The organism is Microcoleus sp. N9_A1 (genome assembly GCF_036701795.1).
Taxonomy (GTDB): domain Bacteria; phylum Cyanobacteriota; class Cyanobacteriia; order Cyanobacteriales; family Microcoleaceae; genus Microcoleus.
Genome location: NZ_JAUBRI010000122.1, coordinates 1 through 9,126, shown reverse-complemented (window position 1 = coordinate 9,126; position 9,126 = coordinate 1). Strand labels below are relative to the sequence as shown.

The 9,126-nt window shown below is 44.9% G+C and carries 15 protein-coding genes; 7 read left to right on the top strand and 8 right to left on the bottom strand.

Features of this window, described 5'->3' with window-relative positions:
* The 4 genes from QUA58_RS29905 to QUA58_RS29890 all read left to right on the top strand — a co-directional run.
* Positions 1-256 (top strand): hypothetical protein (locus QUA58_RS29905; protein WP_333397760.1); only part of this gene is annotated, 256 nt, incomplete at its 5' end.
* A gap of 8 nt (positions 257-264) precedes the next feature.
* Positions 265-516 (top strand): hypothetical protein, encoded by a 252-nt coding sequence (locus tag QUA58_RS29900; RefSeq protein WP_333397758.1) that lies wholly within the window; start codon positions 265-267, stop codon positions 514-516.
* A gap of 93 nt (positions 517-609) precedes the next feature.
* Positions 610-909, top strand: a complete 300-nt coding sequence (locus tag QUA58_RS29895) for a type II toxin-antitoxin system RelE/ParE family toxin (RefSeq protein WP_333397755.1) — start codon at positions 610-612, stop codon at positions 907-909.
* On the top strand, positions 906-1,337 hold the full coding sequence (locus QUA58_RS29890; protein ID WP_333397753.1) for a hypothetical protein: 432 nt from the start codon (positions 906-908) through the stop codon (positions 1,335-1,337). Before QUA58_RS29895 ends, QUA58_RS29890 begins: the two co-directional genes overlap by 4 nt.
* Before the next feature lie 186 nt (positions 1,338-1,523).
* Here the strand turns inward: QUA58_RS29890 and QUA58_RS29885 are convergent, their stop codons facing one another.
* From QUA58_RS29885 to QUA58_RS29875, 3 genes are all read right to left on the bottom strand, one after another.
* Positions 1,524-2,186, bottom strand: a complete 663-nt coding sequence (locus QUA58_RS29885) for a hypothetical protein (protein ID WP_333397751.1) — start codon at positions 2,184-2,186, stop codon at positions 1,524-1,526.
* A 367-nt stretch (positions 2,187-2,553) separates the two neighbouring features.
* Complete coding sequence (locus tag QUA58_RS29880) at positions 2,554-3,042, bottom strand: DUF6753 family protein (RefSeq protein ID WP_333397749.1); 489 nt, start codon at positions 3,040-3,042, stop codon at positions 2,554-2,556.
* The gene (locus QUA58_RS29875) at positions 3,021-3,371 is read right to left on the bottom strand and encodes a hypothetical protein (protein WP_333397743.1); all 351 of its coding nucleotides are present in this window, start codon (positions 3,369-3,371) and stop codon (positions 3,021-3,023) included. The genes QUA58_RS29880 and QUA58_RS29875 overlap by 22 nt, the downstream gene beginning before the upstream one ends.
* 167 nt (positions 3,372-3,538) lie before the next feature.
* Here QUA58_RS29875 and QUA58_RS29870 point away from each other — a divergent pair, with 167 nt between their 5' ends.
* The 3 genes from QUA58_RS29870 to QUA58_RS29860 all read left to right on the top strand — a co-directional run bounded on the left by QUA58_RS29870 (position 3,539) and on the right by QUA58_RS29860 (position 5,173).
* Positions 3,539-3,847 carry a nucleotidyltransferase family protein gene (locus tag QUA58_RS29870; RefSeq protein WP_333397742.1) on the top strand — a complete coding sequence of 103 codons (309 nt, stop codon included), beginning with the start codon at positions 3,539-3,541 and terminating at the stop codon, positions 3,845-3,847.
* Entirely contained in the window at positions 3,844-4,185 is a 342-nt protein-coding gene (locus QUA58_RS29865) for a HepT-like ribonuclease domain-containing protein (RefSeq protein WP_333397740.1), read from the top strand. Before QUA58_RS29870 ends, QUA58_RS29865 begins: the two co-directional genes overlap by 4 nt.
* A 250-nt stretch (positions 4,186-4,435) precedes the next feature.
* Entirely contained in the window at positions 4,436-5,173 is a 738-nt protein-coding gene (locus QUA58_RS29860; protein ID WP_333397739.1) for a DUF72 domain-containing protein, read from the top strand.
* A gap of 108 nt (positions 5,174-5,281) precedes the next feature.
* Here QUA58_RS29860 and QUA58_RS29855 read toward each other — a convergent pair whose 3' ends face one another.
* The 5 genes from QUA58_RS29855 to QUA58_RS29835 form a co-directional block, all read right to left on the bottom strand.
* Positions 5,282-5,548 carry a hypothetical protein gene (locus tag QUA58_RS29855; RefSeq protein WP_333397737.1) on the bottom strand — a complete coding sequence of 89 codons (267 nt, stop codon included), beginning with the start codon at positions 5,546-5,548 and terminating at the stop codon, positions 5,282-5,284.
* Between the two features lie 270 nt (positions 5,549-5,818).
* Positions 5,819-6,910 carry a GIY-YIG nuclease family protein gene (locus tag QUA58_RS29850; protein ID WP_333397735.1) on the bottom strand — a complete coding sequence of 364 codons (1,092 nt, stop codon included), beginning with the start codon at positions 6,908-6,910 and terminating at the stop codon, positions 5,819-5,821.
* Positions 6,858-8,087 carry a type I restriction enzyme endonuclease domain-containing protein gene (locus QUA58_RS29845; protein ID WP_333397734.1) on the bottom strand — a complete coding sequence of 410 codons (1,230 nt, stop codon included), beginning with the start codon at positions 8,085-8,087 and terminating at the stop codon, positions 6,858-6,860. Before QUA58_RS29845 ends, QUA58_RS29850 begins: the two co-directional genes overlap by 53 nt.
* Before the next feature lie 26 nt (positions 8,088-8,113).
* On the bottom strand, positions 8,114-8,599 hold the full coding sequence (locus QUA58_RS29840; RefSeq protein ID WP_333397732.1) for a hypothetical protein: 486 nt from the start codon (positions 8,597-8,599) through the stop codon (positions 8,114-8,116).
* Between the two features lie 110 nt (positions 8,600-8,709).
* Positions 8,710-8,898 carry a hypothetical protein gene (locus QUA58_RS29835; protein ID WP_333397730.1) on the bottom strand — a complete coding sequence of 63 codons (189 nt, stop codon included), beginning with the start codon at positions 8,896-8,898 and terminating at the stop codon, positions 8,710-8,712.
* Positions 8,899-9,126 lie beyond the last annotated feature (228 nt).

Genomic DNA, 9,126 nt, shown 5'->3' with positions numbered 1-9,126 from the left:
CGAACTCCGCGTAAAAGTTCAGGAAATCTTAGCATCTTTAACGAATCATGTCATTGGTTTTCTCACAGGATGGTCTTTGGATTTTACATTCTTTATCTCTAGCACATCTTTAAAAAAATGGTATCAGAGCATACAAAATACACACCAGCAGAAGCTCCAGGGCGATCGCACGCAGTTTCGGCGACCCCTGGGTTTTTTAACTTGCTATCCTCAAGTTGTCCTACTGGTAGAGGTAGGCCTTTTCGTTTTATTCTGAATCATTCAATGGCTACGGCTACCAATGTTTATTTAATGCTGTATCCTAAACCCGCTCTTGCCAAAGTGCTTTTAGATCGACCAGAATTGCTTAAAGAGGTGTGGCAGGCGCTCGATCGGATTTCTGATGAGGCGCTGATGGGTGAGGGGCGCGTGTATGGGGGTGGATTGCATAAGCTGGAACCGAGGGAGTTGGGTAATGCTCTAGCTGAAAGGATTCTTAAGATTTTATCAAAAGAAGCGTACCTGAGTTATAAGTAGGAACTGAACACGATCGCTATCTGATGTTTCATGTCGGGTGGCGTGGAGAAAGACGAATGTTTGGATATGTTATTAACATTGAGATGAGGATCGTTGAGTTATCAAATTGAATATGCTGACGCTGCTATTGAGCATCTAAAATTTTTAACAACTCGGCAGCAACGAACTGTATTAGATACTGTAGACGAACAACTCAAATATGAACCCCTCGTTGAGACAAGAAATCGCAAACCGATGGAACCTAACAGTTTAGCAACCTGGGAATTGCGGCTCGGAAATTTACGGGTGTACTACGATGTAGAAGAAAACACAGTTTCTGTAGTCTATATTCAAGCAGTTGGAGTCAAGAACCGCAACCGAGTTCGGATCGGTCAAGAGGAAATTGAACTATGAAATCAGTAGAACTTGCACAAGCAACTGAATCGTTGGGTAAATATATTCAATTTTTGGGGAAAGAGCCATTGCTTGTTACCATCAAGGGAACTCCTGTAGCTGTCCTAACACCAATCGCCGACTTAGAAAATTTACCCTTAGCAACAAGTCCAGATTCGCTAATATTAATCAAAAAATCTTTGCAGCGACAACCGTCAGATTGTGCAGCACCATTAGCCGATTATGTCAAAAGTTTGGGAACAGAACCTGCGATCGCAGCATTTGAAAGTAAACCTGTAGCTCTTTTGGTAGCTATAGCTGATATTGAAAGGGTTTCTTTAAGTAGCAATCCTCAGTTTTTAAACATTATCGCTCGCTCCAAACAACAGCAAAAAGCAGGTAAAGTTGTGAGTAGTGAGGAGGTGCGAAAGAAGTTAGGGTTAGGGTGAAGAAAGGAGCGATTCTGTTTTGTAATATCTGTTGATGGGTGGAGTGATTTTTAATTTTTATTGTTGCTGTTAATTTCATGTTTAATTACCTCAATTGATTCGATCCGATCTATGTTACAAGCTTGTAGTTGAGATAGCTACTAAACCCTTTCGTCAACCCGCTTTTGCCAAAGTGCTTTAGACAGCTTACTCCCAAAGGCTTATATTTCCAGTATCAGTAATCTCAGCCTTCGGATAAAAACAAATTTGAATTGCTAGGTCAACAAGTTTTTCCAATTCTAGGTTGTTGGCATACTTGTGAGTGGTGAAAAGGAGGGGAATCCAAATATCATAAGACTTATACAGATCGATACATTTCTTTGAAACGGCTTGTATTGTTGTTTCCATATCGCCACTACTCAAGATGTTCGCAACAAGCTCCCCTGTATTGCGTCTCCAAACTGCTCCCCACAAGCCATCATTGCAGTCAGCATCCCCTGTATTAACCACCATACGCAATTTTATTAGCGTCCCGTCCGAACTAACAAGATCGAAGTCAAACCAGTAATATTTTCCAATGCCATCCAGATAGCGTGCCCCTCCACAAACTCTAGCGTTTTCTATGTGGTGTCCTGGAATATTTGGACAGTCAATGTATTTAGCCGTACTACATTGTCCTAAAACTGAAATTGGGTGAATCGGAACAACCATTTCATCTTCATTGAAAATGCCCTTTCTATTGAAAGCCTGCTTTATCCATGTTGGCAACTCTGACCCTAGAGCATTTTTAATAGGTGACAAATTGTTAATGCAAGTTGGCCAGGTGACTTGCCTATCATCTTTGTCATATAGAATCCATTTCCTGTTCATTTTGCCTAGGAATCTCTCTGTGCTTAACTTTAACCTATCGGTTTGGAAAATCTCAGTAACTTAATAACCTTGATGTGAAAACTAACTGTTAATTGTATCGCAGTTGCAGTCTAATACGCCATTACAGCGCATAAAACCGCAAACATTTAGTAAGGATTCAGGTCAAAAAAGTTGCAGCTCCAACGCTTGTCTGGCAAGGGTTTCAGGGTAAAATCAGGGCTTTTGTCCAGATCTGTTCATTGTCAATAAGGGACGAAAAGTCACACTTTCACCCAATTTATTGACAATATACATTAATTTAGCATCAATCTACAGATCTAAAGTCTTTACCCAGCAAGGAGTTCAGTGACCTGAATCCTTACAACATTTAATTCCTAAATTTACGCTTTTGCACAGGTTCAACCCATACAGTGCAGAACCCCGAAGTAGCTGGCCTACCCGCTACCTCCAAAGTCACCCCCAAACGCCGAACATCCTTTTTACATTCTAAATTAGTCAAACTATCAGAATTCCACTTCATCAAATTCCGAGCAAACTTCCCCTCAGCGCTACTTGCCCACCGCAAACCCTCCGCCTGCTCCTGAGTCAAATGAACCGCTTCCCCCGGTGCAAACCCTCCTTGCGACCAAAGTAAACCCATCCATCCCATCAAAGCACCTATACCCAAATTCGTCAACAGAATACCTGCCACCACCAAAGAACGCGAGTCGCTACCTTCGTCAATTCTGTCTGACGAACCAGAGAATTGACAGCAAAAGCAATTTCCCCGACTAACTTTTCCTTGCACCGTAGCCAATAAAACTAACGATCGCCCAATTACTATGAACGATCGCCTCAAACCGCATCGTCCATCCACCCGCACTCCAAACAATCCCAATGCACCGGGGGCGTTTCATACTGGGGGAACGGGCGTTCACACCGGGGACACCGGCCGGTAAACAGCGGGTGCGCGTCCAGCAGCTCTAACTGTTCCTCTGGTGTCAACCGCTGTCGGGGTTGCAGAATGAGTTCGCCGTTGTAGTAGCTTGCCCCTTCGGGTTCCCACAATTCCTCCGGTTCAGCGTTAGGGTTTTCTCGGAAGTCGGGGCAATTATCGGTGTTGGGGCCCGTGGGATGCACAGCACAGACTAAGTAAGGATTGCGGGCAAAGAGGAGACAGCGATCGCATTCAGGGATTTTGGGCATAGCGACAGTGTGGAGGTTTTGGGTTTGGGTTTAGTTTCTCGCAAATGGGGGTGTTAGTGGCGATCGCAAATAGCGTTGTGTAGCGAGCGTGGGCGTAACTTGTTGCTGAAAGTGCGAGACTAGAAATAGCGATGAGGGCACCATTTTAAGGCGTTGAGGAGGGCTTGATGGAAAAAACAGGATTAGGCATTCAAGAATTACTGTATTGTGAGCGATCGCAAATTCTCGCCATTGCCCAAAAGCACGGAGCCTACAACGTGCGCGTATTCGGTTCGGTAGCGCGGGGGGAAGCGACCCCAGAAAGTGATATTGATTTGTTAGTGGATTACGATTTAGAGAAAATTACGCCTTGGTTTCCAGGTGGGCTATTGCTTGATTTGGAACAACTGCTCAATCGTAAGGTTGATATCGCCACAGTGGATATGTTGAAAGAACGCATTCGGGAGCGCGTTTTGCAGGAAGCTGTACCGCTATGAGACGAGAACCGGAACGACTGCAAGATATATTAGATGCAATAGCTGCAATTGAGCGATATGCAAGCCTTGGCAGGCAGGAATTTGACAACCAAGAATTAATTCAGATTTGGATTGTTCATCACCTGCAAATTATTGGAGAAGCAACAAATGCGTTATCGTCCGAGCTAACTAGCCGATATTCGTCCGTGCCTTGGGCGCAAATTGTAGCGTTTAGGAATCTGGTAGTGCATGAATATTTCCGAGTCTCGTTAAACCTAGTTTGGGCGATCGTACAAAATAATTTACCTCCGCTGAAGGTAACAGTAGAACAGATTTTAGAGGAGTTGCTAGATACGTGAGTTCAGGACTATTATTTGGAACGATCGCTCTTTGGGTGTTTTGCCGTTCAAGCTCCTATTAATTTCCTCACTCCTTCAAGATAGAAAAGCCTGAGACGTTCGCCCAAAGCAGTAAAGTCAGGTTCGCTGTTTAAAGGAGTCCTTAATAGTTCAACTTGCTTTCTCTATTTTTAGCTGATTGATAGAGTGCGGTAGCGATGCGGGCCGACTACACTTAAATTCACACGCTTATTGGTGGAGTAAAAAGGCGATGGTTGTTCGCATCGGTACTTCAGGTTGGAGTTACGACCATTGGGAAGGTGTGCTCTACCCCCACCAGCTACCGCCTCGCTCCCGACTCGATTGCTACATCCAGCACTATCAAACCGTCGAAGTTAACAGCACCTACTACCGCTGGCCGCCAAATGCTACCTTCGCTAGCTGGCAGCAGCGCCTCCCCCCAGGATTTCTGATGACTGTAAAAGCGCCCCGCGGTCTAACGCACTCCAAGCGCCTTTACTCGCCAGAAAAGTGGTTGGAACGCATGAGTGAGGGACTTCAATGCCTGGGCGATCGATTGGGTATTCTGCTCGTCCAGCTTCCTCCCCAGTTCGGCTGCGATTTGGCCCGCCTAGCCTACTTTCTAGAACAGGTGCCCCCTTGGATCGAAGTAGCTGTCGAATTCCGACACCCAAGCTGGCACGCAGAAGAGGTATTTTCGATGCTGGAAAGGTTTGGAGCGGCCTATTGCGTGATGAGCGGGGCGCACCTTCCTTGTATCCTCCGTGCAACAGCGCCCTTCGTCTATGTGCGGCTCCACGGCCCCGACCCCAACTACCTCTACGGCGGCTCCTACTCGGATGAGGATTTACAGTGGTGGGCCGATCGCATCCAGGAGTGGGAAAGTCAGGGGCTCCGTGTGTTCGCCTACTTCAACAACGACGGAGACGGAAATGCAGTGAGAAACGCTTCTAAGCTAAAAACTTTTGTGGAGAACGGTACTTCCTAACAGGCGAAGATGGAAAGCGTCCCCATTCTTTTAGGTGCATTCAAAAATGCTCCGCTGTTTTCTGAAACTAAATTAGTTCGCTTTTTGTTTTGGTTGGTTCAATTCCCATCAAAAACCTTCCGCTTCACTTTCTTCCTTGAGGACGTACTCGTGACGAAATGATTCCGGCCATGAGTTCAAATCATCGCTGTCAAGCCTTGGCTCATCGGAGAATAGGGTGACTCGTTTGGGTGAGCCGCTCTGCGCCGCAACTTCCTCAATCGTGAATGACGCTTCATAGAAAATGGACTTGAGATAACGTTCGGGAATATAAGCGTAAACTATGGCTTCGGGGTCTTCTCCTGCCAAAGCTTCCATCAAGTCTTTTACGGTCATGCTTTTCATATTGCTGATTATTATGGCTCTCCTGAGTTTGTGGTGATAAACAAACCGCATATTCTTACTCCAAGGGCATCACAGAATCGCGAACAGTTGTGTCTTATACCGTATCCACCATAAACCCAGGAGAGCCATTATTATGTGAAGTATATTATTGAGGCTATCAAAATGCTGCGGGGGACGGCATAACTAAGCGTTAACTTGCAAATGCAAAATAAACACTTGCTTTAACCCCAAACTACTACCTATTTTGTGCGCTGTCAAATTCTACTCAATAAAATTATCAGGATTTTTCATTTTTTGTGGTTTGCGGTAGTTATTGAGTTCAGCGATCGGACTCACCAAGCGTGCTATCGCATCCAACTCAACAACAGACAAAACTTTGGGTTTCATCTCATACAAATCTTGCAGCACCGCCTTGACGTTCGGAAACACAAAATACTCTGTCAGCTTGCCAATCCGGTAGTTAAAGGGTTGATATCGGTGTTTGAAGTACAGCTCGACATTCCCCCGGTGTTCCCATAGTCCCAGCAAATTAACAACCACATCCGAGTAATGCGCTCTCACATCCCGCTGCACTTCCGCGATTCTCTCCTCGATCGAGCGAGTAGTAATGCCAATTTTATAAAAGCAGTGACCGTCCGCTTTGACTTCCAGAAAGTAGAGCGAGTTCACCAGAATCCGACGAAGCTGCGCTCGATAAATCAGCAAATCAGCCCGCCGCTCTTCCAAACAAGATAACCCCGCAGCTTCAGCAATCTCTACAGAGCCTTCTAACTTCATCAACTCTGACAGCAGCAGCGGTTCTTGGACTCGGTTGAACAACACCAGGGGAAGCGCGCCGACGGGGATTTTGCCGAGGTTAGTGAATTGATAAGTGCGATCGCCCTCCGATTCCACCAACCCTTTGAGCTCCCACCGAAAGCTGACTAAATCCTTGGGAATCGATCGCTTTTGGGCCCCGTACTCTTTCCACAGCACTTTCAATTGTTCCAATTCCTCACCCTTAAGCTGGATGTTGAAATTATCGTAAAGGGGAAGCGAGGGGAAAGCTTTGGTTTTAATCCGCTGTGAGACTGGTTTGCAAGTTTCCTCAGTGTGCGCGAAGTGATGTTCTTTCACTGACCCCTTTTTTGCTGTGAGAGAGCCGCCACAGTAGAGGCAAGTTAGCTGAGTTTTTCCGCGCACAACTTCATCAATGCTCGTCAGTTCGCCACTGAGAGCAACACCAAATTTTAGCCACATTGTCAACAATTCTCCTAAAAGCAGGTTTTGTAGATGCCCCCGCTCCACATGATTGAGGATTTTAACAAGCTGTGGCGGTGTAAATACTGCGCCCCGCCTCAGAATAAGATTCATAAACGTGCTGGTAAACCTCTTGACATTTGCGCTGATACACTTCGGTTGAGTAGCTTTCGGGCAGTCCATCTAAAATTTCCTCGATCGCCACTTTAACTGCTGCCTTGCTTTGCTGTCGCCTGCGCCAATCTAAAACTAATTTTTCTTGCTTGAGGGTTGACAAAAGCTCCTTTGCTACTTTCTTGATTTCCAGCTTTTCTTTCTCGCTTAAAGTAATATCTGGTTTGGTCAACAAATCAAAAATTGCTAATTCTTCCTCTGCCAAATTCTCGGATATTGCACGTTGATCCTCAATATTGAGTTCTTGGGCAAATTCCACCAAATCGGCAAAAAATATCTCGACATTGCGGGAACCAGCATTATATTCATCAATCATTTGCTGGAACTTGTTTAAGTAATTCATCCGGCTTTTGTTGAGGCGTAGCATCTGCGTTAATTGACTGCTAATTATGCCTTTGAGTTTCTCTGTTTCGGTGTGTTTGTAACCAGATGCAAACTGGGCTTTGAGGGCGTCAAAGTCAATCTGGCCCAGATCGATGAGTTGGTTTGATTCGGGGATGGCATATGTTAAAGTACCGATCGACAGATCGAGGATTTCTTCAACAGCGGCTTTGACTTCGGTAATGTCCGACTGTGGGGTTAACTGTTTGATGCGCTTGGTAATTTCAGCAAAAGCATATAAACTAGGATTGAACTCGCCCGCTGCTGGGTCTGGGAGAATCGCTTTGTAGAGTTTGTTAACGTTTTGAGTTAGTGCTAGATATCGCTGTTTGGAATCGTCGTTGATGAGGATGGTTTCGACAGCATCATCCCATAGCTTAATACGGGCGAAAGATTCCGTGGTGGTTTGAATTTCGTTAAAATCGATGCCACGTTCAGTACAGAATTGTAGCGTAAGGTAGATCGCACTTCTCAATTCATCGACTAAGGCGGCTTTCGCCTGTACGGGAGTGTCGCCTTCTCTGACATAGCCACCGGATGCGGAACCGTAAATTGCTAGGGCTTTTTGCAAGTCGCAGAAAACGCCGATATAGTCTACAATCAGCCCGTTGACTTTATTCCCAAACACGCGATTTCCCCTGGCGATTGTACACAGTTTGCGGATATGGTGACGCTGACCAAATTGCTCTATTTCTTCCTTGGGCATTGTGATTGGTAACGTTCTAAGTTCACTCATTTTTCCCCTTCAGCGACACCACTAGATTAAACTTTGTTTTCAGGTTTGAGACATTTCCTTTTCACATATTCCCGAAAATCCTTACTATAAAGCTTTCCGTTCGTGCTCCAATACTTCGCGAATCCTGGATACTCCAGTTTAATTTTCAGGTAATTAGACCAACCTTGCCATAAAACTTCATCTAATAAATTGTTTTTATATTGATAATGGAGATTTTCATAGAAATTAAAAATGCTACAAACAAGTTCCCTAAACCTTAGCGCTTCATCTTTTTCTAGCGCTTCAGGCTCGTCACAGCCTAACCGATAGATGCGTGCTGCTTCTGAGTCTTGGCTAATCCGGGCTTCAATTTCTGCATACACGCTAATAATTGATTGATAAGTAGCCCCTTTTATAGCTTTCGTACTAGCTCGAACCTGTATACCAACATAGATGAGAGATACAACAACTCCAACCGCCTGGATAATTCCAGAAATGTCATCTATAGATAGTGAAAAATTGCCTGTAGTCATATAGTTTCTGATTTCATTCTCCTTATTTCCTGCAATGCCTTATCTCTAAAAGTTTTGTTCTAAAAGCATTGCTACTTCTCAGCAATTGTTTCCTCCAACTTTACCTAGCCTCAACATTCAAAATCTCCAACCGTGCGGCTCTCATCAAAATCCTCCGCCTCCTGACGTTGGGCCACCCCCACATAATGCCCTGGATTGAGACTCCATCCCTGCGCCTCAATCTCATCCAATGTTGCTGCTATTTTACACAACCCCGCCACATCCCGATAAACCTTGATTGATTCTCTAGTCTTCGGCAACAAACAGCACCGCCTCGTACAAGCTCTTATTTTACGCGAGATCGCCCGAATGACCAACGATTTTAACAAATCCAGGGGTTAGGGCTTCTGCCTTGGGAAAGAAAGCGATCGGCATTCCCTTTGGGATGCGTAACTTTCATCCTTGCATCCCAAATCTAAAATCTAAAATCTAAAATCTAAAATCTAAAATCTAAAATCTAAAATCTAAAATCTAAAATCTAAAATCTA